Source organism: Methylophilus sp. Q8 (genome assembly GCF_000800115.1).
In the GTDB taxonomy this organism is placed as follows: Bacteria; Pseudomonadota; Gammaproteobacteria; order Burkholderiales; family Methylophilaceae; genus Methylophilus.
The window spans coordinates 60,726-86,443 of record NZ_JUHE01000001.1 but is presented as its reverse complement, the minus strand read 5'-3'; the positions used below and the strand labels follow the sequence as shown (position 1 = coordinate 86,443).

General features: G+C 50.5%; 29 protein-coding genes. 24 read left to right on the top strand and 5 right to left on the bottom strand.

Annotation, left to right across the window (positions count from 1 at the left end):
- Nucleotides 1–32 precede the first annotated feature (32 nt).
- The 14 genes from GQ52_RS00425 (at nucleotide 33) to GQ52_RS00360 (ending at nucleotide 14,711) form a co-directional block, all read left to right on the top strand.
- On the top strand, nucleotides 33–629 hold the full coding sequence (locus GQ52_RS00425; protein ID WP_047514124.1) for an NADH-quinone oxidoreductase subunit C: 597 nt from the start codon (nucleotides 33–35) through the stop codon (nucleotides 627–629).
- Nucleotides 622–1,875: an NADH-quinone oxidoreductase subunit D gene (locus GQ52_RS00420; RefSeq protein ID WP_019881814.1), complete on the top strand. Its 1,254-nt coding sequence runs from the start codon at nucleotides 622–624 to the stop codon at nucleotides 1,873–1,875. The genes GQ52_RS00425 and GQ52_RS00420 overlap by 8 nt, the downstream gene beginning before the upstream one ends.
- A gap of 47 nt (nucleotides 1,876–1,922) precedes the next feature.
- On the top strand, nucleotides 1,923–2,402 hold the full coding sequence (gene nuoE / locus GQ52_RS00415; RefSeq protein ID WP_024929772.1) for an NADH-quinone oxidoreductase subunit NuoE: 480 nt from the start codon (nucleotides 1,923–1,925) through the stop codon (nucleotides 2,400–2,402).
- A gap of 10 nt (nucleotides 2,403–2,412) precedes the next feature.
- Nucleotides 2,413–3,747, top strand: a complete 1,335-nt coding sequence (gene nuoF, locus GQ52_RS00410; protein WP_047514122.1) for an NADH-quinone oxidoreductase subunit NuoF — start codon at nucleotides 2,413–2,415, stop codon at nucleotides 3,745–3,747.
- Nucleotides 3,748–3,773: 26 nt separating this feature from the next.
- Entirely contained in the window at nucleotides 3,774–6,206 is a 2,433-nt protein-coding gene (nuoG, locus tag GQ52_RS00405) for an NADH-quinone oxidoreductase subunit NuoG (RefSeq protein ID WP_047514118.1), read from the top strand.
- A 1-nt stretch (nucleotide 6,207) separates the two neighbouring features.
- Entirely contained in the window at nucleotides 6,208–7,236 is a 1,029-nt protein-coding gene (gene nuoH / locus GQ52_RS00400) for an NADH-quinone oxidoreductase subunit NuoH (protein ID WP_019881819.1), read from the top strand.
- Nucleotides 7,237–7,275: 39 nt separating this feature from the next.
- Nucleotides 7,276–7,767, top strand: a complete 492-nt coding sequence (nuoI, locus tag GQ52_RS00395; RefSeq protein ID WP_019881820.1) for an NADH-quinone oxidoreductase subunit NuoI — start codon at nucleotides 7,276–7,278, stop codon at nucleotides 7,765–7,767.
- Between the two features lie 16 nt (nucleotides 7,768–7,783).
- Nucleotides 7,784–8,410 carry an NADH-quinone oxidoreductase subunit J gene (locus GQ52_RS00390; protein WP_047514115.1) on the top strand — a complete coding sequence of 209 codons (627 nt, stop codon included), beginning with the start codon at nucleotides 7,784–7,786 and terminating at the stop codon, nucleotides 8,408–8,410.
- A gap of 2 nt (nucleotides 8,411–8,412) precedes the next feature.
- Entirely contained in the window at nucleotides 8,413–8,718 is a 306-nt protein-coding gene (gene nuoK / locus GQ52_RS00385; RefSeq protein WP_019881823.1) for an NADH-quinone oxidoreductase subunit NuoK, read from the top strand.
- A 5-nt stretch (nucleotides 8,719–8,723) separates the two neighbouring features.
- The gene (gene nuoL / locus GQ52_RS00380) at nucleotides 8,724–10,814 is read left to right on the top strand and encodes an NADH-quinone oxidoreductase subunit L (RefSeq protein ID WP_047514112.1); all 2,091 of its coding nucleotides are present in this window, start codon (nucleotides 8,724–8,726) and stop codon (nucleotides 10,812–10,814) included.
- Nucleotides 10,814–12,322: an NADH-quinone oxidoreductase subunit M gene (locus GQ52_RS00375; RefSeq protein WP_047514109.1), complete on the top strand. Its 1,509-nt coding sequence runs from the start codon at nucleotides 10,814–10,816 to the stop codon at nucleotides 12,320–12,322. The genes nuoL and GQ52_RS00375 overlap by 1 nt, the downstream gene beginning before the upstream one ends.
- 16 nt (nucleotides 12,323–12,338) lie before the next feature.
- Nucleotides 12,339–13,784 (top strand): NADH-quinone oxidoreductase subunit NuoN, encoded by a 1,446-nt coding sequence (gene nuoN, locus GQ52_RS00370; RefSeq protein ID WP_019881826.1) that lies wholly within the window; start codon nucleotides 12,339–12,341, stop codon nucleotides 13,782–13,784.
- A gap of 2 nt (nucleotides 13,785–13,786) precedes the next feature.
- Nucleotides 13,787–14,068, top strand: a complete 282-nt coding sequence (locus GQ52_RS00365) for a DUF2818 family protein (RefSeq protein ID WP_019881827.1) — start codon at nucleotides 13,787–13,789, stop codon at nucleotides 14,066–14,068.
- A gap of 109 nt (nucleotides 14,069–14,177) precedes the next feature.
- Nucleotides 14,178–14,711 (top strand): phosphatase PAP2 family protein, encoded by a 534-nt coding sequence (locus GQ52_RS00360; RefSeq protein WP_019881829.1) that lies wholly within the window; start codon nucleotides 14,178–14,180, stop codon nucleotides 14,709–14,711.
- Nucleotides 14,712–14,793: 82 nt separating this feature from the next.
- Here GQ52_RS00360 and GQ52_RS00355 read toward each other — a convergent pair whose 3' ends face one another.
- Nucleotides 14,794–15,048, bottom strand: a complete 255-nt coding sequence (locus GQ52_RS00355; protein WP_047514106.1) for a DUF2798 domain-containing protein — start codon at nucleotides 15,046–15,048, stop codon at nucleotides 14,794–14,796.
- Nucleotides 15,049–15,165: 117 nt separating this feature from the next.
- Here GQ52_RS00355 and GQ52_RS00350 point away from each other — a divergent pair, with 117 nt between their 5' ends.
- The 3 genes from GQ52_RS00350 (at nucleotide 15,166) to infA (ending at nucleotide 16,841) form a co-directional block, all read left to right on the top strand.
- Nucleotides 15,166–16,059 (top strand): LysR family transcriptional regulator, encoded by an 894-nt coding sequence (locus GQ52_RS00350; RefSeq protein ID WP_047514104.1) that lies wholly within the window; start codon nucleotides 15,166–15,168, stop codon nucleotides 16,057–16,059.
- Between the two features lie 251 nt (nucleotides 16,060–16,310).
- On the top strand, nucleotides 16,311–16,517 hold the full coding sequence (locus tag GQ52_RS00345; protein WP_018985697.1) for a cold-shock protein: 207 nt from the start codon (nucleotides 16,311–16,313) through the stop codon (nucleotides 16,515–16,517).
- A gap of 87 nt (nucleotides 16,518–16,604) precedes the next feature.
- Nucleotides 16,605–16,841 (top strand): translation initiation factor IF-1, encoded by a 237-nt coding sequence (gene infA, locus GQ52_RS00340; RefSeq protein WP_018985695.1) that lies wholly within the window; start codon nucleotides 16,605–16,607, stop codon nucleotides 16,839–16,841.
- 127 nt (nucleotides 16,842–16,968) lie between these two features.
- Here the strand turns inward: infA and GQ52_RS00335 are convergent, their stop codons facing one another.
- A complete protein-coding gene (locus GQ52_RS00335; RefSeq protein WP_047514097.1) occupies nucleotides 16,969–17,226 on the bottom strand; it encodes a DUF2798 domain-containing protein in 258 nt (85 codons plus the stop codon).
- Entirely contained in the window at nucleotides 17,220–17,963 is a 744-nt protein-coding gene (locus GQ52_RS00330) for an SDR family oxidoreductase (RefSeq protein ID WP_024929783.1), read from the bottom strand. The genes GQ52_RS00335 and GQ52_RS00330 overlap by 7 nt, the downstream gene beginning before the upstream one ends.
- Before the next feature lie 136 nt (nucleotides 17,964–18,099).
- Between GQ52_RS00330 and GQ52_RS00325 the strand changes: the two genes are divergently transcribed.
- Nucleotides 18,100–18,732, top strand: coding sequence for a TetR/AcrR family transcriptional regulator (locus GQ52_RS00325; protein WP_019881835.1), 633 nt, complete (start codon nucleotides 18,100–18,102; stop codon nucleotides 18,730–18,732).
- 38 nt (nucleotides 18,733–18,770) lie between these two features.
- Here the strand turns inward: GQ52_RS00325 and GQ52_RS00320 are convergent, their stop codons facing one another.
- Together GQ52_RS00320 and GQ52_RS00315 are read right to left on the bottom strand one after the other, a co-directional pair.
- Nucleotides 18,771–19,325: a TetR/AcrR family transcriptional regulator gene (locus GQ52_RS00320; RefSeq protein ID WP_019881836.1), complete on the bottom strand. Its 555-nt coding sequence runs from the start codon at nucleotides 19,323–19,325 to the stop codon at nucleotides 18,771–18,773.
- Nucleotides 19,326–19,383: 58 nt separating this feature from the next.
- Nucleotides 19,384–20,160 (bottom strand): hypothetical protein, encoded by a 777-nt coding sequence (locus GQ52_RS00315; RefSeq protein WP_047514092.1) that lies wholly within the window; start codon nucleotides 20,158–20,160, stop codon nucleotides 19,384–19,386.
- A gap of 180 nt (nucleotides 20,161–20,340) precedes the next feature.
- Here GQ52_RS00315 and GQ52_RS00310 point away from each other — a divergent pair, with 180 nt between their 5' ends.
- From GQ52_RS00310 to GQ52_RS00285, 6 genes are all read left to right on the top strand, one after another.
- Nucleotides 20,341–21,387: a MoxR family ATPase gene (locus GQ52_RS00310; protein WP_047514089.1), complete on the top strand. Its 1,047-nt coding sequence runs from the start codon at nucleotides 20,341–20,343 to the stop codon at nucleotides 21,385–21,387.
- Entirely contained in the window at nucleotides 21,384–22,244 is an 861-nt protein-coding gene (locus GQ52_RS00305; RefSeq protein ID WP_047514086.1) for a DUF58 domain-containing protein, read from the top strand. The genes GQ52_RS00310 and GQ52_RS00305 overlap by 4 nt, the downstream gene beginning before the upstream one ends.
- A 101-nt stretch (nucleotides 22,245–22,345) precedes the next feature.
- The gene (locus GQ52_RS00300) at nucleotides 22,346–23,257 is read left to right on the top strand and encodes a hypothetical protein (RefSeq protein WP_235272863.1); all 912 of its coding nucleotides are present in this window, start codon (nucleotides 22,346–22,348) and stop codon (nucleotides 23,255–23,257) included.
- The gene (locus GQ52_RS00295; RefSeq protein WP_047514081.1) at nucleotides 23,257–24,222 is read left to right on the top strand and encodes a VWA domain-containing protein; all 966 of its coding nucleotides are present in this window, start codon (nucleotides 23,257–23,259) and stop codon (nucleotides 24,220–24,222) included. The genes GQ52_RS00300 and GQ52_RS00295 overlap by 1 nt, the downstream gene beginning before the upstream one ends.
- Nucleotides 24,222–24,758 (top strand): hypothetical protein, encoded by a 537-nt coding sequence (locus GQ52_RS00290; protein WP_047514079.1) that lies wholly within the window; start codon nucleotides 24,222–24,224, stop codon nucleotides 24,756–24,758. The genes GQ52_RS00295 and GQ52_RS00290 overlap by 1 nt, the downstream gene beginning before the upstream one ends.
- Complete coding sequence (locus GQ52_RS00285; RefSeq protein WP_047514077.1) at nucleotides 24,758–25,714, top strand: vWA domain-containing protein; 957 nt, start codon at nucleotides 24,758–24,760, stop codon at nucleotides 25,712–25,714. The genes GQ52_RS00290 and GQ52_RS00285 overlap by 1 nt, the downstream gene beginning before the upstream one ends.
- Nucleotides 25,715–25,718 lie beyond the last annotated feature (4 nt).

Genomic DNA, 25,718 nt, shown 5'->3' with positions numbered 1-25,718 from the left:
ATCCAGAATACTTAAGCCCAAGAAATTAAACTATGTCCGCAAAACTCGAACATTTGTCCGCGCAGCTCAAGTTGGCCTTGGGTGATGGTGTGGTCAGGCTGGAGCAAAAGCTGGGTGAAGTCACAGTGGAAGTCCATGTGAAGCACCTGCTGGCTGTGACTGAACGATTGAAAACACATGCCGAGCTTAAATTTGAACAGCTGATTGACTTATGTGGCGTGGATTATTCTGATTACGGTGATGGCCGTTGGGAAGGTCAGCGCTATGCCGTGGTGCTGCATTTGCTTTCTGTGAGCTTGAATCAGCGTGTGCGTATCCGTGCCTTTGCTGCCGATGATGATTTTCCGGTATTTCCGACCTTGGTGGATATCTGGCCGGTAGCTAACTGGTTTGAGCGCGAAGCGTTTGACCTCTACGGCATTATGTTTGAGAACCACCCTGATTTACGTCGCTTGCTGACGGATTACGGGTTTGTTGGTCATCCTTTCCGCAAAGATTTCCCTATGATTGGTAATGTTGAAATGCGTTATGACCCGGTGCAACAGCGCGTGATTTATCAGCCAGTGTCTATAGAACAGCGTAACAATGTGCCGCGCGTGATTCGTGACGAAGGTGCGCACCATGGCTGAGATTAAAAACTATACGATGAACTTCGGTCCGCAGCACCCTGCGGCACACGGGGTATTGCGTCTGGTGCTGGAGCTCGACGGTGAAGTCATTCAACGTGCCGATCCGCATATTGGCTTGCTGCATCGCGGCACGGAAAAACTGGCTGAAAACCGCACTTATCTGCAAAGTGTGCCTTATATGGACCGCTTGGACTATGTGTCCATGATGGCCAATGAGCATGCTTATGTGATGGCGATTGAAAAAATGCTGGGTATTGATGTGCCGGTACGTGCGCAATATATCCGTGTCATGTTCGACGAAATCACGCGTATCCTCAATCACCTGCTGTGGTTGGGTGCGCATGCGCTGGACGTCGGCGCCATGACGGTGTTTTTGTACGCATTCCGCGAGCGTGAAGACTTGTTCGACGTCTATGAGGCGGTATCTGGCGCGCGCATGCATGCGGCGTATTACCGTCCAGGCGGTGTTTATCGTGACCTGCCGGAAAAAATGCCGCAACACGAAACCACCAAATTCCGCAGTGCCGACGAAATCAAAAAACTCAATGAGAACCGCCAGGGTTCCATGCTGGACTTCATCGAAGACTTTACCAAGCGCTTTCCTACTTATGTCGATGAGTATGAAACCCTGTTGACTGATAACCGTATCTGGAAGCAGCGTACCGTGGGCATCGGCGTGGTGACGCCAGAACGTGCGCTGGCGTTGGGCTTAACTGGCGCCATGTTGCGTGGCTCTGGCATTGCCTGGGATTTGCGCAAAAAGCAGCCGTATGAAGTCTACGACAAAATGGATTTCGATATCCCGATTGGTGTGAACGGTGACTGTTATGACCGTTACCTGGTGCGCGTGGAAGAGATGCGCCAGTCCAACCGCATCATCAAACAGTGTATCGACTGGTTGCGCAAAAATCCGGGCGCGGTCATCACGGATGACAACAAGATTGCACCGCCTAACCGCGAGGGCATGAAAACCAATATGGAAGACTTGATTCACCACTTCAAGTTGTTTACCGAAGGCTTTCATGTGCCTGCCGGTGAAGCATATGCAGCGGTAGAGCATCCTAAAGGTGAGTTTGGGATTTATATGGTGTCTGATGGCGCCAATAAGCCTTATCGTTTGAAAATTCGGGCGCCGGGCTTTCCACATCTGGCCGCGCTGGATGAGATGACGCGAGGTCATATGATTGCTGACTTGGTCGCAATTATTGGTACACAAGATATTGTGTTCGGTGAAATTGACAGATAACCGGAACGACGTGATAGCACGGATCGGAAAGATAGTAAGGGTCAAGCATGCTCAGTGCAGAATCAATTGAAAAGATTGAATACGAACTGTCGAAATATCCAAAAGACAGGCGTCAGGCGGCAGTGATGTCGGCCTTGAGGATTGTCCAAATGGAACGTGGCTGGTTATCCAAGGAAAGTATTTCCGAGGTTGCCAAGTATTTGCGTATCCCGGAAATCGCTGCGCTGGAAGTCGCGACTTTCTACAATATGTACGATCTGGCGCCGGTGGGTCAGCACAAGATTACGATCTGTACCAATATTTCTTGCATGCTGCGAGGCTCGGACGAGATTGTGGAGCATTTGCAACACAAGCTCGGTGTTGGTTTTAACGAAGTGACGCCTGACGGCAAGTTCTGCCTGAAAGAGGGCGAGTGCATGGGCTGTTGTGGCGGTGCGCCGTTATTGCATGTGAATAACAGCGATATGCACGAATTTTTGACCACTGAAAAAGTGGATGCCCTCATTAACGAGTTAAATAAGGGCTAGGGCGCTGAACATGGCAAAAACTTCAAACGCGACATTGAATAGTAAACCTGTGGTCAAGACGGATTTGGCCGGGCAGACCCTGGTCACCCTGCGGACGCTGGCAGAAGATAATCCTTCCTCACTGGCGACCTATGAGAAATTGGGCGGTTATGTGCAGCTCAAACGCCTGGTGGCCGAGAAAGTAAAAGCGCCTGACATTATCAGCCAGGTCAAAGTGTCTAACTTACGTGGCCGCGGTGGTGCTGGTTTCCCAACCGGCCTCAAGTGGAGCTTTATGCCACGTTATTACGATGGCACTAAGTATCTGGTGTGTAACACCGATGAAGGCGAGCCGGGTACGTTTAAAGACCGCGATATTATCCGCTATAACCCGCACCAACTGATTGAAGGCATGGCCATTGCCGCCTATACCCTGGGTGCACGCGTCGGTTATAACTACATTCACGGTGAAATCTGGCAAGACTACGAGATTTTTGAAGCGGCGCTGGCAGAGGCGCGTGAGGCCGGTTATCTGGGTGAAAACCTGTTTGGTTCCGAGTTTAGCTTTGATCTATATGCGGTGCATGGCTATGGCGCTTATATCTGCGGTGAAGAAACGGCACTGATTGAGTCGATCGAAGGCAAAAAAGGCCAGCCACGCTTTAAACCGCCATTCCCGGCCAGTTATGGCGTGTTTGGCAAACCAACCAACGTCAATAACACCGAAAGCTACGCGTCTATCCCCTGGATTATGCAGCATGGTGGCCAGGCATTTTCTGACCTGGGTGTGCCTAACTCTGGTGGTAGCAAATTATTTTCGGTATCTGGTCATGTTGAAAAACCTGGCAACTATGAAATCAAAATGGGCACGCCTTTTAAAGACTTGCTCGATATGGCGGGTGGTATCTGGAAAGGCCGTCAGTTAAAGGCCGTGATTCCAGGTGGCCCATCTACCGCCGTCATGCCAGCGAGTGCTATTGAAAATGCCACTATGGATTATGACGGTCTGAGCAAAGCGGGTTCCAGCCTGGGTGCGGGTTCCATGATCGTCATGGACGAAACCACGTGTATGGTGAAAACGCTTAAACGCCTGAGCTACTTCTTTTATGAAGAAAGCTGCGGTCAATGTACGCCGTGCCGCGAAGGCACCGGCTGGGTGTATCGCATTATTGAGCGCATCGTCGACGGCAAAGGCAAAATGGAAGATCTCGATCTGCTGACGGATTTAAGCAACAACATTTCCGGCCGGACCATTTGTGCGTTGGGCGATGCTGCGGCGACACCCGTGTTGAGCTTTATCAAACATTTCCGCCCTGAATTTGAATATTACATCCAGCATGGCAAGTCCATGGTCGATGGTAAATAAACGCTATCAAGCTTAACGGTAATCACATGCTAAACATCGAAATTGACGGCAAACCACTAGAAGTCGAACACGGCAGCACCATTATTGATGCTGCGGACGCGGTAGGTATCGCGATCCCGCGTTTTTGTTACCACAAAAAGCTGTCGGTGGCCGCCAACTGTCGTATGTGCCTGGTGCAGGTAGAGAAATTCAACAAGCCTTTGCCTGCCTGTGCGACGCCAGTGGCTGATGGCATGAAGATCTATACCCGTAGTAAATCTGCGGTAGAAGCCCAGCAAAGCGTGATGGAATTTTTGTTGATTAACCACCCGCTGGATTGCCCGATTTGCGATCAGGGCGGTGAGTGTGATTTACAGGATATTGCCGTGGCTTACGGCGCCTCCGGCTCTCGTTATACCGAAGAAAAGCGTGTGGTGTTCAATAAAAATATCGGCCCTCTAGTCAGTACCGATATGACGCGTTGTATCCAGTGTACACGCTGCGTGCGCTTCCTCAAGGAAGTTGGCGGCATGCAGGAGCTGGGTCTGGTCAACCGTGGCGAGCACGCTGAAATTACTGCCTATGTAGATCAATCCGTCAACTCCGAACTGAGCGGTAATATTATTGATTTGTGCCCGGTTGGTGCGTTGACCAGCAAGCCGTTCCGCTACTCTGCCCGTAGCTGGGAGCTGGTACGCAGGCCTTCTATTGCGCCGCATGATGGCCTGGGCTCGCATATTGAAGTGCATGTTAAAGACAATAAAGTCATGCGTGTATTGCCGCGTGAAAAAGAGTCGATTAACGAATGCTGGTTATCTGACCGCGACCGTTTCTCTTACGAAGGCCTGAACAGTCCTGACCGCCTCAAAGTGCCGATGATCAAGCACAACGGCCAGTGGCAAGAAACTGACTGGAAAACCGCACTGGAGTTTGCCGCAGGGCAACTCAAAGATATCACCAAGGAGTATGGTGGTGAGGCACTGGGTGTGTTGGTTTCACCAAACAGCACCATGGAAGAGGGTTACCTGATCAAGCAACTGGCCGAAGGTCTGGGTAGCGGTAATGTGGATTACCGTCTGCGCCAGACGGACTTCCGTCTGGATGGTAAACGTACCGGTACACCATGGATGGGCTGCAATATTCAGGAAATCGAAGAGCTTGACCGTATCCTGCTGATCGGTTCCAATCTGCGCAATGAGCATCCATTGCTGGCACAGCGTATTCGCAAGGCAGTCGCTAACGGTGCCGAGTTATGTATCGTCAGCCCACTGGATAATGATCCATTGATGGATATCGCACACAAGGTCATTGTGCGTCCTAACGATATGGTGAATGTGCTGGGCCAGATTCTGAAAGCCATGTCCGGCTTGCAAAAGCTGTCACTGTGCTTGCCACCGACTCTGAATACATTGCTGGAAGAAATCCAGGTTCGTCCAAACACACAAAAAATTGCCGAATGCCTGGCTGGTATCAGTGAAGAGCTGATCCTGATCGCGCCTAAAGTCGGTATTTTCCTCGGCAATATGGCCTTGAGTGATCCCCGTTTTACCGAAATGTATAGTATGGCCGAGGCCATCGGTGGTATCACAGGCGCTAAAGGTGGTATTTTGCCGCCAGCTGCCAACAGTACCGGTATGCACCTGATGGGCGTGATGCCTTCAGCCACGGGCATGCATGCGCGCGCCATGATTGAGGTGCCACGCAAGGCTTATCTGCTGCTGAATATCGAACCTGAGCTGGATTGTCAGCATGCGGCCTTGGCCAGCGATGCCATGGCTAAAGCGGAGTGTGTGATTGCATTGACTGCGTATAAGTCTGCGGCACTTGATAACGCAGATATCCTGTTGCCGATTGCGCCATTTACCGAAACCTCAGGCACATTTATGAGTATGGAAGGCCGTGTACAAAGCTTCCAGGCGGTGACCCGACCACTGGGCGAAGCGCGTCCAGGCTGGAAAGTGCTGCGCGTGCTGGCCAATACATTAGGGCTGCCGGGCTTTGATTTCAATAGTTCAGAAGACGTGAAAAATGCCATCTTTAATGGTGAAAAACCGTCTGCAGTGGTATGGCGTAGTCTGAACAACAACTTGAAAGAGTTGGTAGAAATTCAGGTCAATATCAAAAAAGAAGGTTTGCAACGCATTGGCGAAGTGCCGCAATACGAGTTTGACCCGATTGTGCGTCGTTCAGCCCCGTTGCAAAAAACCAAATACAACATTCGCCCCATGGCGCGCATGCGTGCCGAGCAATTGGCCGACTTGGGCTTGCAGGATGGCGATATTGTGGTTGCGCGTCAGGATAAAGGCAGTGCTGTGCTTAAAGTACGTGTGGATAACCATGTGGCCAAGGGCTGCGTGCGTGTTGCTGCGGCGCATCCGTTGACGGCGGGCCTGGGAGACCTGATGGGCGATATCACCATTGAAAAAGCGTCGGCCGATCAAGTGGCGATTTACGAAAAACAACTGACCGAGATGGCATAACATGCAATTCTTTGCTGAATTATTTGGATCCTACTGGGCAGACGTGCAACTGGTGGTGTGGACGCTGATTAAAATCGTGGCCATTGTGCTGCCGCTGATGATCGGTGTGGCTTACCTGACCTTGGCCGAGCGTAAGGTGATTGGCTATATGCAAGTGCGCATTGGCCCTAACCGCGTTGGGTATTGGGGCCTGCTGCAGCCTTTGGCGGATGGTCTTAAGCTGTTGTTTAAAGAAATCATCCTGCCTACGGCTTCTAACAAGGCATTGTTCTTTATCGGGCCGGTATTGGCGATTGCGCCAGCGTTTGCTGCCTGGGCGGTGATTCCGTTTGATGCGACCCTGGTATTGGCGAATGTGGATGCTGGTTTGTTGTATATTCTGGCTATGACCTCGGTCGCGGTGTATGGCGTGATCATTGCCGGTTGGGCATCCAACTCCAAGTATGCTTTTTTGGGTGCGTTGCGTTCAGCAGCACAGATCGTGTCTTACGAAATCGCCATGGGCTTTACCCTGGTGGGCGTACTCATGTGTGCCAACTCTTTGAACCTGGGTAATATCGTGATGGGCCAGGAGGGCGGTTTCTGGCACTGGTATTTCCTGCCGTTGTTCCCACTGTTTGTCGTGTATTTCATTAGTGCCGTGGCCGAAACCAACCGCGCACCATTTGACGTGGCCGAAGGTGAATCCGAGATTGTGGCTGGTTTCCATGTCGAGTATTCCGGCATGGCGTTTGCCGTCTTCTTCCTGGCTGAATACGCCAACATGATGCTGGTTTCCATGCTGGCTGCGCTGATGTTCCTTGGTGGCTGGTTGTCGCCGGTCCCTTTCCTGCCAGACAGCATTTTGTGGTTGCTGGCGAAAGTTGCTTTCCTGCTGTTCCTGTTTTTATGGTTCCGCGCCACCTTTCCGCGCTATCGCTATGACCAGATCATGCGTTTGGGCTGGAAAGTATTTATTCCCATCACGCTGGTCTGGATTGTTGTGGTTGGGGCGATGATGCAAACGCAATGGGCTTATTTGTTCCACTAAACCGGGCGCTGCACAAACAGGGATTTTGGAAACCTTACCATGTTGAATTCGATTAAAAATACATTAGGCAGTTTGATGTTGGTGGAAATGCTGAAAGGCATGGCCCTGACTGGACGCTATTTCTTTGCCAAGAAAATCACGATTCAGTATCCGGAAGAACGGACGCCACAATCTAACCGTTTCCGTGGCTTGCATGCCTTGCGCCGCTACCCGAACGGCGAAGAGCGATGCATTGCCTGTAAATTGTGTGAAGCCGTTTGCCCGGCGATGGCTATCACGATTGAGTCAGATCAGCGTGATGACGGCACCCGCCGTACCACGCGTTACGATATCGACCTGACCAAGTGTATTTTCTGCGGTTTTTGTGAAGAATCCTGCCCGGTAGACAGTATTGTGGAAACCCGTATTTTTGATTACCACGGCGAGCAGCGTGGTGACCTGATCTATACCAAACAAATGTTGCTGGAAGTCGGCGACAAGTATGAGGCGCAAATTGCAGAAGACCGCGCCCAGGACAAGGTCTATCGATAGGCGAGACAGGATAATCATGTTATTTACCGATATTGTTTTTTACGTACTGTCAGCTATTTTGCTGTTTTCCGGCATCCGCGTGATCACCACGCGTAACCCGGTACATGCAGCGCTGTTCCTGGTATTGGCCTTTTTTACTGCCGCGGGTATCTGGCTGTTGCTTGAAGCTGAGTTTCTGGCGATTGCGCTGATTCTGGTCTACGTCGGGGCGGTGATGGTGCTGTTCCTGTTTGTGGTGATGATGCTGGATATAAACCTCGATAAATTGCGTGAGGGTTTCTGGGAGTACCTGCCCATGGCGGGTCTGATCGGTGTACTCATGGTGGTCGAGATGACGATGGTGCTGGCAGAGAAAAACCTGCATCCTAGCGAGGCCGTTGAACTGCCAGCCAATTACAGTAATACCGCGGCCTTGGGTAAAGTGCTGTATACCGACTATCTGTTGCCGTTTGAGTTGGCTGCCGTGGTGTTGCTGGTGGCGATGATCGCGGCCATTGTACTGACCTTGCGTGAACGTAAAGACAATAAATCCATGAACCCGGCAGACCAGGTAAAAGTGAAGCGCAGCGATCGTATTCGCATTGTGTCTATGCCTGCCGAAGTAGAAGAAGCGCCAGTACCCGCGGCAGAGGAGAAAAAGTAATCATGGTCGGTTTGTCTCATTACCTGATTCTGGGGGCGCTGATGTTTGCGATCAGTGTGATTGGTATTTTCCTCAACCGCAAAAACGTGATTATTTTGCTGATGGCCATCGAGTTGATGCTGTTGGCCGTCAACCTGAACTTTATCGCCTTTTCACACTACCTGAACGATATCGCTGGCCAGGTATTTGTGTTCTTTATCCTGACCGTGGCCGCCGCAGAGTCTGCCATTGGCCTGGCGATTCTGGTGGTGTTGTTCCGTAACTTGCGCACCATCAACGTCGACGATCTGGATCAGTTAAAAGGTTAAGCATAATGACTATCAAACAAATCCTGATGTTGATCCCGGTGTTGCCATTATTGGCAGCCGCTGTCGTCGGCATTTTCCGCAACTTCCTGCCGCGCTGGGCTGGTCATGTACTGACCATTGCTGGTGTAGGTGCTGCGTTCGTTCTGTCTGCCTATATTTTTAACCAGACCTTAAATGGCTTTACCTTGAATGAAGCGATTTATACCTGGCTCGATTCTGGTGACGTGCATTTTGAAGTCGGCTTCCTCATCGACAACCTGAGCGCCATGATGATGGTAGTTGTGACATTTGTCTCGCTCATGGTGCATATCTATACCATTGGTTATATGGCGGAAGATCCAGGCTATAGCCGCTTCTTCAGCTATATTTCACTGTTTACTTTCTCCATGCTGATGCTGGTCATGAGCAACAACTTTATGCAGTTGTTCTTTGGCTGGGAAGCGGTAGGCCTGGTATCTTACTTGCTGATTGGTTTCTGGTTTACGCGCCCAACGGCGATTTACGCCAACCTGAAGGCGTTCCTGGTCAACAGAGTAGGGGACTTTGGCTTTTTGCTGGGTATCGGCATGGTGCTGTACTACTTTGGCAGCCTGGATTACGCCACTGTGTTCCAGCATGCACCAGAACTGGCGAATACCCAGGTGAATTTGCTGGGTAGCTGCAACTGGTCATTAATGACAGTCACTTGCCTGTTACTGTTTGTTGGCGCGATGGGTAAATCAGCACAAGTGCCGCTGCATGTGTGGTTGCCAGACTCCATGGAAGGTCCAACACCAATTTCTGCGTTGATTCATGCGGCGACCATGGTGACTGCCGGTATTTTTATGGTGGCGCGTATGTCACCACTGTATGAGTTGTCGACGACTGCCTTGTCGACGGTGATGGTGATCGGTGCGATTACCGCCTTGTTTATGGGTTTCCTTGGCATTATCCAGAACGATATCAAACGTGTGGTCGCTTACTCCACCTTGTCGCAGCTGGGATATATGACGGTTGCATTGGGCGCGTCTGCTTATTCTGTTGCCATTTTCCACCTGATGACACATGCCTTTTTTAAAGCGCTGTTATTCCTCGGTGCCGGTTCAGTGATTATGGGCATGCACCACGATCAGGATATCCGCAATATGGGTAACCTGAAAAAATACCTGCCGATTACCTGGATTACCTCATTGATCGGCTCACTGGCCTTGATCGGCACGCCATTCTTCGCTGGTTTCTACTCCAAGGACAGCATTATCGAAGCGGTGGAGTTGTCGCATATCCCAGGCAGTGGCTTTGCTTACTTTGCCGTGATTGTCGGCGTGTTTGTGACGGCTTTCTATTCATTCCGTCTGTATTTCCTGGTATTCCACGGTGAAGAAAAATGGCGCCATGCCAAGCATGATGACCATGCACATGCAGCCCATAGCGATGGACATGCAGATGCACACCATGACGACGCGCATCACGATGATGACCACGCACACGATGAAGAAGAGCATCATCATGGCCTGGGCCCGAATGACAACCCGCATGAACCAGGCTGGGTGGTGACTCTGCCATTGGTATTGCTGGCGATTCCATCGTTGGTGATTGGTTATATCGCCTTAGAACCTATGTTGTATGGTGATTTCTTCAAAAACGTCATTTTTGTCAATCCTGAAGCACATCCGGCCATGGCGCATCTGGCGCATCACTACCATGAGTTGATGCATAGCCCGGCGGGCATGGCGATTCACGGGTTTACCAGTTTGCCATTTTTCCTGGCGGCCTCCGGCGTATTGTTGTCATGGTTCTTCTATATGAAGCGCCCGGATATCCCGGCAGCCATCAAAGCGCGTTTTATCGTGATCTACGATATTCTGGAAAACAAATACGGCTTTGACAGCTTTAACGAGAAGTTCTTTGCCGGTGGTTCGCGCTACCTGGGTAGCCTGTTGTGGAAATATGGCGACATCACGCTGATTGATGGCGCCATGGTCAATGGTACCGCCAACACCATGGGTAAAATCGCAGCCAAAATGCGTAACCTGCAGTCCGGTTTAATCTATCACTACGCCTTTGCCATGATTATCGGCGTATTCCTTCTCATGACTTTCTTTATCAAAATAAACTAATGATGCAAGCCGACCTCACAAGTATTTCCTGGTTAAGTCTGGCCATCTGGCTACCGATGCTCTCCGGCGTGCTGGTATTGCTGCTGGGGGGTGACCATAAGGCTACCCTGACACGATGGCTGGCATTGGCTGGTAGCCTGGTCAGCTTTCTGGTGACGCTGCCACTGTACACCTTGTTTGATGTGCAGGATGGCTTCTTCCAGTTTGAAGAGTTATTACCCTGGGTGCCTGCATTTAATATGCATTACCATCTGGGTATTGATGGCTTCTCCATGCCACTGGTGTTGCTGACCAGTTTTACGACTGTGATTGTGGTGCTGGCGGGCTGGGAGGTGATTACCAAGCATATTGCCCAGTATATGGCGGCTTTCCTCATCATGAGCGGCATCATGATAGGCGTGTTTACATCACTCGATGCTATTTTGTATTACGTGTTCTGGGAAGCGATGCTGATCCCGATGTTCCTGGTCATTGGCATCTGGGGCGGGCCAAATCGTGTGTACGCAACGATTAAGTTTTTCCTGTATACCTTGCTCGGCTCATTACTGATGCTGGTGGCTTTTATCTACCTCTATCATCAAACCGGTAGCTTTGAGCTGGCCGACTACTATCTGTTGCCGTTGAGCATGCAAGCGCAGATTTATATCTTTATTGCCTTCTTTATGGCATTTGCCGTCAAAATCCCCATGTGGCCGGTGCATACCTGGTTGCCGGATGCGCACGTGGAGGCACCGACCGGTGGTTCTGTGGTACTGGCTGCGATTGCCTTGAAACTCGGTGGCTATAGCTTCCTGCGGTTTGCCATGCCGATTGCACCGGATGCTGCGCATTATTTCAGTACCGCCATGATTGTGCTGTCACTGATCGCAGTGGTCTATATTGCGCTGGTCGCCCTGGTACAAAAAGACATGAAGAAGCTGATTGCCTATTCATCAATCTCACACATGGGCTTTGTCACGCTGTGCTTCTTTATGTTCAGCCAGTTAGGGCTTGAGGGCGCAGTGGTGCAGATGATCTCGCACGGTTTTATTTCCTCCGCCATGTTCCTCAGCGTAGGTGTGTTGTATGACCGCGTGCATAGCCGCGAAATTTCGGCCTATGGTGGCGTGGTGAATAAAATGCCGGTATTTGCTGCATTTGCCGTGCTGTTTGCCATGGCCAATAGTGGCCTGCCAGGCACTTCGGGCTTCGTCGGCGAATTTATGGTGATTCTGGCCGCGGTCAAGTTTAACTTCTGGGTTGGCTTTTTGGCGGCGACCACGCTGATCTTTGGCGCGGCTTATACCTTGTGGATGACCAAGCGCGTGTTCTTTGGCAACGTGACAAATCATCATGTTGCTGAACTGAGTGACTTGAATAAGCGAGAATTCCTGATTTTAGGTACTTTGGCGTTGCTGGTGATTGGTTTTGGTGTCTATCCGCAGCCGATCACTGAGGTGATGCAGGCCACCAGTACAGAGTTCCTGAAACACATGGCGATTTCCAAATTGCCCGTCACAGGCTATTAAGGCAGGATTTTAGAAAATGGATAATATGCAATTCGATTTGCTCGCCCTATTGCCGGAACTGGTTGTCATGGGCATGGCCATGTTTATTTTGTTGCTGGATTTATTCATCCTGCCACAAAATCGTTTCATGATTTATGGCCTGAGCCAGTTCACCCTGTTAGCTGCAGCGTTTTTTACTTTTAAAACCCATACGCCTGCAGTTGGCTTTGCCTTTTCGCACATGTTTATCGACGATACTTTGTCCGATGTGATTAAGTTGATGATGTATCTCGGCACTTCGTTGATCCTGGTGTATACGCGTAAATACCTGCAAGACCGCAACCTGTATCGTGGCGAGTTTTATGCCATGGTTCTGTTTGGCTTGCTAGGCATGATGATTATGGTCTCCGGCCATAACATGTTGACCATTTACATTGGCCTGGAGCTACTGTCACTGTGCCTGTATTCACTGGTGGCGTTTGACCGCGATAATCCTAGAGCGTCAGAAGCAGCCATGAAGTATTTTGTATTGGGTGCGCTGGCTTCCGGCATGCTGCTGTATGGCATGAGCATGCTATATGGCATGACTGGCAGCCTGGACGTCAGTGACATCGCGAATAGTATTGCGCAGCAACCAAAAAGCCCGGTACTGATCCTGGGGCTGGTGTTTGTGGTGGCAGGGCTAGCCTTTAAATTTGGTGCGGTGCCATTCCAGATGTGGGTGCCAGATGTCTATCAAGGTTCACCAACGCCAATGACCTTACTGATTGGCTCGGTGCCTAAACTGGCGGCCTATGCCATGACGGTGCGTTTGCTGGTGCAAGGCTTGCACCCACTGGCATTAGACTGGCAGGACATGCTGGTATTGATGGCAGTGCTGTCTATCATCATTGGTAACTTCAGCGCCATTGTGCAAACCAACCTCAAACGCATGCTGGCGTATTCCACCATCTCGCATGTGGGTTTCATCATGTTCGGCATGATGAGTGCGAATGCCAATGGCTTTGCTTCCAGCTTTTTCTACATCAGCGCTTATGTGCTGATGTCTATCGCGGGCTTTGGCATTATCTTGCTGTTGAGCCGCCAGGGTTTTGAGGCTGAGGAAATCAATGACCTCAAAGGCTTGAATCAGCGTCATCCCTGGTTTGCTTTCCTCATGCTGATCATTATGTTCAGCATGGCGGGTATTCCACCTACTATTGGTTTCTACGCCAAGTTTACCGTGCTGCAAGCGGCCTGGCAGGCTGGGTTTACCTGGCAAGTGGTGCTGGCCGTGTTGATGGCCACCATCGGTGCGTTCTATTACCTCAACATTGTGCGCAAAATGTACTTTGATGCGCCTGAAGACCACACGCCACTGAGCGCACCGCTTGATATGCGTTTTATCCTCAGTGTGCATTCACTGGCTTTACTAGGCTTGGGTTTGTTCCCGGAAGTCCTGCTGGGTGTCTGTGGTCATAGCTTGTTAATCAGTCTGCAATAATCATGGCCGCAAAACTTATTTTCTTATTACTGATGTTGTTTATGGCCAATCTGGGCTGGGTCTCAGATAAATGGCTGGGCCTGGTCGGGACGATTAGCCAATTGTGGCAGCGCTTTGCCGTGTTGCTGCCTGCTTACTTCATCACGCTGGTGATTGCCTACCTGGTCGAACGCTTTGTCATGGGCCAGGTCTGGCCACAAGGCTGGGAGTTTTACAGCATTACTTTATGTGTATTCCTGGTGCTGTCCTTCCCGGGATTTATCTACCGCGTGCTGTGGAAGTAATCGCACGTCACATTAATTTCATTAATTCTTCACGATAGTTTCAAGCATCATAGTCAGACTATGCTTACCCAAGAAGCATAGTCGGGGTGAGCCCCGGAAAGGACTTGAGATGCTGAAACTACAACAAACCCTGGGATGGGTGCAGTCGGTAGACAGCCGGTTGTGTGTCAAAGTCAGCCATACCGGACAGTACCGTCTTATCCGCAACTCGTTCCGTGCCATTTCACGTATGGGCGATGGCATGTTCTGGTATTTACTCATGCTGGTGATTGCTATCACGCAAGGTCAGGACGGTTATTATGCCTGCTTACATATGCTTACCGCAGGTCTCACCGGCACCTTGGTCTATAAATGGCTCAAACATCGCACTAGTCGCCCAAGGCCATTTCAGGTGCGTCAAGATGTGTTGTTAAGCGGCACGCCGCTGGATTATTTCAGTTTTCCGTCCGGGCATACCTTACATGCAGTGGCTTTTGGCATGGTGGCGGTACAGCATTATCCGCAATTGTTCCCGATTGTTTATCCGTTTGTCGTGTTGGTCGGTATCTCGCGTGTGGTGTTAGGCCTGCATTATCCGAGTGATGTGCTTGCCGGGGCTGGCATAGGGTATTTGCTGGTAGCCTTGTATTCGCTAGTGTTTTGAAGTTCTGCATGAATGAAAAACGGATGCCATGGCATCCGTTTTTGTTTTCTGGATGGACTCCTTTGTTTAACTGGCTTGAGGATTAATGTGACTCTACTAATCGGGCAACCAGGTGCATTACAACAGGCCTGACGATTAATACGCAAAAGAATGCTATCGGCATCGCCAGCGCATAGGCGTGCACCACACGCCATAGATAGCCAGTCTGTATGCCACTATTCGCGGCAACGATCACCATGCACATTAAAAAGGCCATGATGCCCGCCATGAAGAATGCAAACACATAAGGCGTGAATTTTTTGGGAATCTTGCGGAAAGTGTTTTTGCTTAGGTTCATTATGTGCTCCATAGGTGTTTTTGCACTATATCGACACTGTTCACGCTTGTGTAGACGCTTGGATATTGAATCAATATAAAGATAAACTATCGAATAAATTTATTGAGTCGATAGTAAATGGATACTTTAAGAAGCATCGAGAGTTTTGTGAAAGCCGTACAGGCAGGCAGTATTGCCGCTGGCGCGCGCTTACAAGGCATCACGGCTGCCGCAGCCAGCCAGAATATCCAGCGGCTGGAAAAATCATTGGGCGCGCGCTTGCTGACACGCACTACACGCAAGCTGTCGATGACGGAAAGTGGTGAACTTTACTATGCCGAAGTACAGCCTATCATCGCTGCCCTCAGCAGGGCGCAAGCTGTGATCACCGAGTTTCATGGCCAACCACAAGGCCGCTTAAAGATAGGTTCATCTGTGGCCTTTGGCCGGCATGTACTAATGCCGCTTATTCCGGCCTTTACCCGGCATTTTCCTAAAGTCTCGATTGAGTTAGTGCTGTCTGACCATAGCCTAGATCATGTCACAGAGGATATTGATATCAGCATACGCTTCAACCAACAGCTGGAACCAGGCCTGGTTGCACGCAAGATTGCCAGTGTGCCTGTACTATTTTGTGCCTCGCCAGACTATCTGCAAAGAAAAGGCACGCCGAGCAGTCCAGAGGCGCTATTCCAGCACGATTGCCTGATGTTTCGAGTGCCGGTTGATGGGCGGCTGCTGAGCTGGGTATTTGATCGCAATGGCATGCACTACGAACCTGAAATCAATCCTAGCATTATTTGTAACGATATCGACTCTCTACATCGCCTGGCTGTTGAAGGCGCAGGCATCGCGCGCCTGGCGGCTTTTGTGGCAAATGAGGATATTCGGCGAGGTACTTTAGTCGCATTGTTTCAATCTGCCAGCATGCCTTTGTCATTTTATGCCTGTTACCGTGATCAGCACGCCATGACCAATAAAGTGCGGGCCTTTATGGATTATCTGGTCAAAGAGATGCCGGATGCATGGTAAATACAGTGTTCTATGGCTGTTTGGCGCAGTTTTTGTCGCTTATCAGCAACGGATCACTTGGATTGCTTATTTTTTTGTAAAATACTTGTTGCTAATATTCAATATTGCGTGCATAGTACACCCTCACGAAGTTCAAGTAGTGTTGTTGTTCTCCGGTTCTATCTTTTGGTTCTATCGTTACTTCTCGCCATCTTGATCCTCGTTTTTATGGGTATTTACCCGTTTTTTTATTTTTTATCCAAGGATTTATTATGGTAACAGGTTCTGTTAAGTGGTTTAACGATTCAAAAGGTTTTGGCTTCATCACTCCGGACAACGGCGGCGAAGATTTGTTTGCACATTTCTCTGCAATTCAATCTGCTGGTTTCAAAACTTTGAAAGAAAACCAACGCGTAAGCTTTGAAGTGGCAACTGGCCCTAAAGGCAAACAAGCTGCAAATATTCAAATCATTGAATAATTCAAAGCCTGTCCGCTGAGTTACTCAAGTGACTCACCGGAAAAAGCCCGGAGTCCCCGGGCTTTTTTATTGTTAAAAGGATGCTTAATGGCAAAAGAAGAGTTAATCGAAATGCAAGGTGCAGTGACTGAGATCCTGCCGGACGCGCGTTACCGCGTCAAGCTGGACAATGGACATGAGTTGATCGCTTATACAGGCGGTAAAATGCGCAAACACAAAATTCGCATTCTGGCCGGTGATAAAATCACCATCGAAATGTCGCCTTATGACATGGATAAAGGCCGTATTATTTTCCGTCACTTAGAGCCACGCAAGCCGTTCTAATCTCTGAGCCCTCTAGGCTCACTCTGACCAATGGCTTGCAACTCGCTTTGCAAGGCCTAACGGTCATCAATACCTGTTACATTGAAACGCCGCTTAAAGGGCAGGGCACTATTGCCCATGCCCGGTATCATGTCTGTGACGGGGTCTCTTGCACTATCCATTCCGTCAGCCGCAATAACCACGGTGCAATGAGCAGGATGCTGATAAACACAATCGGCCAGGCGACGCTAATACTAGTGAGCCATTTCTCAAAAAACACTACCGTCGGCACATGATTAATCAGCAAGATAGATAAGCTGACAATATTCACTGTCACCAGTGACATCAATAGTGCAAACAGCAGTTTGCGTTTCAACGCCACGCGCTTGTTGCTGCTGTTTACCATGGCAAAGGCTGATCTTCGTGGAAATAACCGCCAGTCGGGCCTTGTTCATCCAGCGTAGCCAGTCTGACCGAGGTTTTCCAGCTATCGCTGATTTCCATCGGTGCATTAGGGCCGCCCAGATCAGTTTTCACCCAGCCAGGATGCGCAGAGTTCACCTTGATATGACTGTCTTTTAACGCGTGTGCCAGATGGATGGTAAACATATTCAATGCAGATTTAGAGGCGTTATAAGCTAAGCCTTTGGCGACTTCGATCGGTGAATTGGGCGTGCTGTGCAAGGTTTGTGAGCCCAAAATGCTGGATAAGTTAACAATGCGCGCGGCAGGGGAGCGTTGCAGCAAAGGCAATAATGCCTGGGTTAGCGCCACGACAGCAAAGAAGTTGGCTTCAAATGTTGTTTTCAAGGTGTCTTGATCCACGCTCAGGGTATTGTTTTGGCCGATGAGCTCCTCTTTAAGAATGCCTGCGTTATTGACCAGAATATCCAGTTTGCCGAAACGTGACTCCAGCGCGGTGGCGACCGCTTGTGATGCGTTAGCCTGCGTTGCGTCATAGTGCACATATTCAGCATCTGCGCCCAGCGCTTTCAGTTCAGCCACGGCTTGTTCACCTTTGTGGGGATCTCTGGCGCCGATGATGACTTTAATCCCTTGTTCTCCCAGTTTTTTGGCAGTTTCAAAGCCGATACCGCGGTTGCCGCCTGTAATCAATGCAATACGTTGTTGTGAAGTGCTCATGTTTTAACTCCTTGTCAGTGATGCGTTAAATATTAAATACCAATCGGTAAATAAATAATAATCACGGATGATAAAGTTGTCAATATATTTTTTACCAAGTGGTATAATAATTAAAAATACACACAGGTAAATGATCATGACTGTAGAAACACTTGCGAAAAAACGCGGTAGGCCAGTGGCCTTTGATTACGAGACCGCCTTGCAGAATGCCATGCATGCCTTTTGGCAACATGGCTATGAAGGGACTTCTATGAGCACATTGATGGCGGTGATGGGCATGAATAAGGCCAGTATCTACGCCGCTTATGGCAGCAAAGAGGCTTTATTTAAAAAAGCACTTGAGCGTTATGTGCAAGGGCCTGCAAGTTTTCTGGCTGCGTCGTTGGCGCAGCCGACAGCGTTAGCCGTGGTGCAGTTAATGCTATCGCAGGCGGCACAGATGCTCGCTGATCAGTCGCATCCTGTCGGCTGCCTGGTGACGCAAGGTGCGTTGGCGTGCAGTGCGGAATCGGCTGAAATCAAGGCATTATTAGGCGGGTATCGCCAGACACTTGAGCAACAACTGGCGCAGCGTTTCACGCGCGCGGTCAGCGAACAGGACTTATTGGCGACGACAGACCCGGTGATATTGGCCAAGCTGGTGATGACGGTGCATCAAGGGATGGTGGTACAGGCTGTGGGTGGTGCAACACAGGCAGAGCTGTTTAACGTGGCTGCGATGGCCACGCAGTTAGTCGCACAAGGGTACACGACGGGGCAAGTAAAGTGAGTTGGCTGCCATCTGTTTGCAGATAGCAGCCGTGGAGATTAAACCGCGTTACGAACCAGTGTCATGGCGGCGAGTTTGGCACGCGATGCCGCACCACTATTAGGCGCCAGGCGCTCAACCAGCGCTGCACCTTCAAACAGGATGGTCAGTTGCTGGCCAAGTGCCTCAGGGTCTTTGGCACCGGCATGGCGTGCAATTTTGCACAAATAACCTTGTAATTCGGCAGACAGTACCACTGAGTACTGGTTAATTGGGTGCTCTGCTTCCGGAAATTCAACCGCGGCAATATGAAAGGGCAGGCCACGGAATTCCGGCTGGCTGATCCATTGCTCCATCAGTTCGCACAGCAATAACAGCAACTCTAAGGACTCAGCCTTTTTAGAGGAAAGCTGCGTATTCAGCCAGCTATAAAACCTGTCGGACTTGTCACGCAAGTAGGCGGTAATCAGCTGGTTCTTGCTGGGGAAGTGTTTATACAACGTGGCTTTGGCCACGCCTGCTTCCAGTATGATGGTATCGACGCCGGAGGCCTGTATCCCTCTGCTGTCAAACAGGCTGCTGGCTATATTCAGTATTTTCTCTCGCATGTTCATCACTTATCCTTTTATCCCGATTTTCAGGGTTCCCGATCTTTCGCTTGTGCTTTTACGCTTATTCTCTTGGTAAACGATCGCGCCCCTGTGGCCGCATCAATTCTTGCGGATACAGGCAACTGACATATCCAAGCGCTTGCCGCAAGTGTTCTACCTGATCAACATCCACTTTGCCCTCAGTCACAAATAAGATGAAGGCCTGACGTTGTGCGTCTGGCAGCATCGCCGCCTGCGGCAGTTGGCAGCTGCCATTTTGCATTTTCTGATAAGCCAGGTTGAGCAAGCTCAGTGTCACCGGATCTACCGTGCCGCCATGTGACTGATCGGTGGCCGTTTCCAACGGTGACATCGCTGGTTCTAGCTGTTTTTGCTTGAGTGGCGCGAACGCCATCCAAACCACACATGCACTCACTAACAAGCCAAACGACAGCGAGCGCTGAAACGCTGGCTGCGCTAACTGGCTATGCACAGACTGGTCAAATAAATGCCAGGCCTGCGGGCTGCCTGTCTGTGATTGCACCTGTATCGCCCCCACTGCCAGGAAAAACCATTGGTCGAGCAGGGTAGGTGACAAGCTCGCCACCGATTGCTGCTGTGCCTGGTCTACCATCTGGCGGATCGTGGCAATATCCTGCACATTCAGTACATTGGTTGCACCACCTTCTGCCAGGCGTTGCCGGTTCCAGCTCGTCAGTGCATCACGTAGCCTGTAAAACGGCGCATGCCTGCCCCATTGCTTTAATCCGAGTGCCCATAACCCATGCGTTGCATAGGCTTTGCAAGTGCGCCCGTATCGCTGCCTGGTCTGATTCCCTATTGTTAGTAAATTCACCATAACCCCTAAAAATCCGCTTGCTTTTTTTTCGATGGCTGCAGTAGACTAGAAAAGAAGTGAACAGACCTGTCTGCATATTATCGCGGTCACACGCAAAATGCAACTGGTTGTCAACACACTCTATTCCAGAGGCTACTTTGCCATCATAGCGCTGGCTGAATTTGTAAACAAGGGATCATCATGACATCTGTCTCTATTGCAACACAATTGGCGGAATGGCGCGATCATGCGCTCACGCTTGAAAATGAAGTGAAAAAAGTCGTTGTTGGCCAGGATAAAGCCATCCGCGCCATTAATATTGCCATCTTTGCCCGAGGCCACGTGCTGCTGGAAGGCGGTGTCGGCGTGGGTAAAACCACCTTGCTGCAATCCATTGCACGCGGTTTGGGTGGTGCCTATGAGCGTATTGAGGGCACAGTGGATTTAATGCCGAATGACCTGATTTACCACACCTTTTTAGGGGAAGATGGCCGTCCGAAAGTTGAAGAGGGCCCGTTATTGCGTGCCGGTGAACAGTTATCGGTATTTTTCTTTAACGAAATCAACCGCGCACGACCACAAGTGCATGCCTTGATGTTGCGTGTGATGGCCGAGCGCCATGTACATGCGTTCAAAAAAGAATACCGCTTGCCGCACATGCTGGTGTTTGCTGACCGCAACCAGGTTGAAAAGAACGAAACCTTTGAAATTCCTTCTGCGGCGCGTGACCGTTTTATGATGGAAATCCCGATTGAGATTCCGGAAGACCGCGACTTGCGCAAGGCGCTGATGTTTGACGTCAAGTTCCAGCATGCCGAACGCCTGACCCAGCAAGTGCAAGGCGGGGTGTTGGCCTATGACCAGCTGAATACATTTTCTGATGTATTACAGAGCCATATCCGCGCCAGCGATGTGCTGGAAGACTACGCACTGGACTTGTGGCAGGCGACGCAGTCTCCGGCGGCATTTGGCATCCAGCTCGATAGTGTGGATGTGAACCGTTTGATTCATACCGGTGCCAGCCCGCGCGGTATGGGCATGTTGCTGAAAGCAGCGCGTGTACATGCCTGGCTGATGCAACGCGACAGTCTGTACCCGGAAGATATTCATGCGGTATTCCACGAGATTATCGCGCATCGCCTGGTATTGAACCCGATGTTTGAGAGCCGCCGTACCCAGCTTTCACGTGAACTCACCAACCAGATTCTGGCCAATGTCAGCGTGCCAGCACGGGCCAAAGCAGCATGATTCCGGCCAACGCGCAGCCGTTTTTTTACCAGGTGCCATGGCGCTCTGCCAGTGTGCATGCTGGTGAGCATTTAGGCATACAGCGTGGGCCTGGTGACGAGTTCAGCAAGCACGTCTCCCTGGTTGATTACCCAGATGCCAGACGGCTGGATTTACGGCAAACCTTGCGTGACCCCTACGAGCAGGTGCAGGTGCGCGTATTCAAGCAGGAAGCGTCGACGCCCTTGTATGCGATCTGCGATATGTCTAGCTCGATGCAGTTTCAGGGGCAAGTAAGCAAGCTGGCGACTGTGCAAGCCGTCGCCGCTTCGATCGCTTGCTCGGCACATGAAAACAGCGATTTGTTTGGCATGGTGAGTTATGACCACGCCGTGATTCCGCAACTAAGTCTGGCTCCTGGACATCATGCGCACCAGTCATTTGCCACCATAGACCAACTGGCCCGCTTTCATAATTCACGCAAGGATGGCCAGGGCATTGTGGAAGCGACCGGCTGGCTGGGCCAGCAAAAAGGCTTGGTGTTCTGGATTTCAGACTTTCACTTGCCACTGGCCCTGATTGAGCGTGGCCTTAATGGCATGTCCAGCCACCAGGTGATTCCGGTGGTGTTATGGGACCCGCAAGAGTATGAGCGTTTGCCACGCTTTGGCTTTGGTAATTTACAAGACCCGGAAACCGGCCTGCAAAAAACCATTTTTTTCCGCCAGGCCATTCGTGCCCAGTTTGCCGAGCAGTTTGAGCAGCGCAAGCAGGCGCTGGATCAACTGTTCGCACGTTTTGATATTCGTCCGCTCTATGTCGCCGGACAATTTGAAGCCAGCTTGCTGTCGGATTATTTTGAACAACTTATTCATTAGCGTGCCATGGTTAAAGAGAAGGTACCAGAGTGAAACAGAAGGTACCGGCGTGAAGCAAAACCGAAGTGAGAAAAAACCATGCTGAAACAGAAAGTATCGTGATGAAACAGATTTTATTAGGATGGCTGGCAACTTGCCTGATGGCAACACCAGCTTGGGCCGACACAGAAGCACCCGCTAAATCATTGCCAGCAGTGAAAGTCGTCAGTGTGCATAACCCTGCACAATATGCGGGCATACAGCTGGGCGATGTGTTGCAACGTCGCATACAACTCGCAGTCGCTGCGCAGGACCAGCTCAATGACAGCAGCTTGCCGCTGAAAGGCTTGCAGCGCAATGGCATCGAGTTGCGCCAGTTGCAAGTCAGCAGTGAGTCACAGGCGGACAAAAAGATATACACGCTGGTATTTGATTACCAGGTATTTGCCAGTAGCGGTAAACCTACCCAATTGCAACTGCCGGCTGAACGCATTAGCTTTAACAGCGGTGCCGCGGCAGAGTTACCCGCCTGGCGTTTTTGGCTGATGGCACAATTGCCTGACCGTTTGCAACCGGCCAAACCAACCGTGATTGCCCAATATCGTGCCAGTGTGCTGGATACACAAGCCATACAGTGCTGGTTGCGTGTTAGTGTTTTGCTGGTGGTAGTTGGCGGCTTGGTATTGCTTTACCGTAATGCCGATTGGACCTGGTTGCCAATGATGAATGGACACTTTGCCAAGGCGTATCACCGTTTGAAACGTTTGCCTGCAACGGCAGAAGGACAAAAGCAGGCAGCACTGATTGTGCAGCATGCGTTTAACCAGCATTATGGTCAGCAAATGCTGGGCAGCCAGGTGAGTGCATTTGTACAGCAACAACCGGTATTCCAATCGCTGGAAGCGCAGATACAGGCCTTTTTTACACAAGCGAATGCGGTACTGTATGGTGGGCAATTGCCTGCTGCGGCCGAATACCTGCAGCAATGCAAAACGCTGACGCGTCAGTTACGCGATTGTGAACGGAGGGTGTGATGCATTGTTTACACCCGTGGTTTTTGCTGCTGTTGCCAGTAGCGGTGGTACCGTTCCTGCTCAAAAGCCGGCATGCACAAACGTATTCCTGGCTGGAGATGGTGCCAGCAGATGCGTTTTCTGACCGCATCAATCTGTTGGTAAAGGCGGCCACCAGCCTGTTATTGCTATGCCTGGTACTGGCCTTGGCCGGGCCACAAGGCGATAGCCATCAGGAGCAAAAAATCGGCAAGGGCGCGCAAAGTGTGTTTGTGATTGACCGCAGCGTAAGTATGGATCACCCGTTTGCCGGGCAGGCCACCGGCGGCCATGCGGCAGAAATCAAGTCGGCTGCGGCCAGGCGCCTGATTACGGCGTTTATTGATTCACGGCCGGACGATATGATGGGCGTGGTCGGTTTTACTAACTCTGCGTTATATGGCATGAAAATTACCACCAATCGCGAAGGTATTCATGCCGCGATTCAGGCCGCGACCGGGCCTGCGCTTAACCAGACCAATATTGGCGCGGGCATTACCAACGCGGTGACCCTGTTTGAAAATATCGCCAGCACTGGTTCACGTGCGATTGTGCTGTTGTCGGATGGCGCAGGTAAATTGAGTCCGCGTGTGAAATACCAGATCCGCAAGCAATTGGTCGGTAAAAAACTCAATTTGTACTGGATTGTGCTGCGCGAACCGGATGACATCAGCATTTTTACCCAAAATACTTACGATGATGACCATCTGCCGGAAGCGATTGCACTGGACCGTTTTTTCCAGTCATTGAATGTGAAATACAAAGCATTTGAGGCAGATAACGCGACTGCGCTGGAATCTGCATTGCGCGAAATTGATGCCAAAGAAAAAAATGTGATTCAGTACGAAGTCATTATTCCTGGCCATGATTATGCCAAAGACTTGATGATTATCGCGTTCATTCTGGGCCTGGGCCTGGTGTTGATTAAACAGATAAAGGTGTATTAATGACAATCTATCGAAAAAATGCCAATTGGTTATGGGCTGGCTTAACCACGCTTGGCCTGTTAGGCGTGTTGTATTTTGGCTGGCAATTGCATCAGTTGCGCGCGCTTAACCAGCAGATTCAAAGCGGTGTTGTGATCAAGCAGGGCGGTTCACCCGCCTTGCAGAAATTCACTGCCGCGTATGATCAAGGTTTGCATGGTGACTACAAACACGCTGTACAAACCTATGGTCAGGCGCTGGAGTTGTCACCGCCTGCCAGTGAGTTGCCGCATATCCATTTTAATATCGGCAATAACCTGTTTTTGTCCGGCCTGGTGCGCACGGTGAATGAAGATGGCACCTTTCAGGATGAAGCACGTTACGCCTTCACCCAGGCCAAAATTGCCTATGAGCAATCATTACGCTTGCAGCCAGCTGACAAAGCGGCCAAGTTCAACCTGGCCTTGTTGTACTCGGTGATGGCGCGCGGTATGCAGGGCGCGAGCAAAGAGCAATCGCATATGGAACTGAGTAACCTGCCGATAGGATTGCCATAATGAAGTACTTTGCCTTGTTAAAACAACATTATGAGCCGGTGTTGTATGGACTGGCCCTGGTGTTGGTGCTGTTGGCGCTGGTTAAACCTGAAATTCAGCTGCGGCAACAGGTACAGCACTATTTGCTGATTGCCGATATTTCGCAAAGCATGAATGCCGAGGATGAAACGCTGAAGCAACAGGCCGTGAGCCGCCTGGCCTATAGCCAGCACTTGATGAAGCAACTGGTACATAAGTCACCCTGTGGCACTTATTTCAGCCTGGGCATTTTTGCCTCGGACAATATTGCCATGCTGCAAACGCCGCTCGAAGTGTGCAAGAACCTGGATGTGATCAGTGACGGCATAGACCACCTGGAATGGCGCATGGCCTGGAAGGGCAATAGTCGTCTCAGTTTTGCCGTGCATGCGGCGACGCATGTGTATGATGCGCTCAATCAGCCAGCTCAAATGCTGTTTTTTACCGATGGCGATGAAGCGCCGCGCGTGAATGTGACGATTAAGCAGGACTTGAGTGGCGTGCAGATTGGTGAGTTTTTTACTTTTATTGGCGTTGGCGGCTCGCAAAAAGTAGCGATTCCACGTTATAACTCGGCCAATAAACGGGTAGGGGATTGGCCGGTGAGTGACAATAACAATGCCGGGGCGGTGGGGGTGACGTATGCTGACCCCAGCCAGGATGAACCGGACCCGCCCGTGGCCTATGCCGAGTATGACCGCATGCTATCGCAGCTGGAAGAAGATTATCTGAAGTCGCTGGCCGATGAGTTTAAGGGCAGTTATCTGAAAGGTACCGATAACGAGGCTTTTTACCGTGCATTGTCAGGCAAGCAGGCGACCGCCAGCTTTGTGACGGACTACCCGTTGCGCGCTATTTATCTGCTACTGGCCTTATTGTTGATATTGGCCACTTATCTGCCTGACTTGCGCTTCCGGCGCCAGGCAGCGGCCATTTAAATAT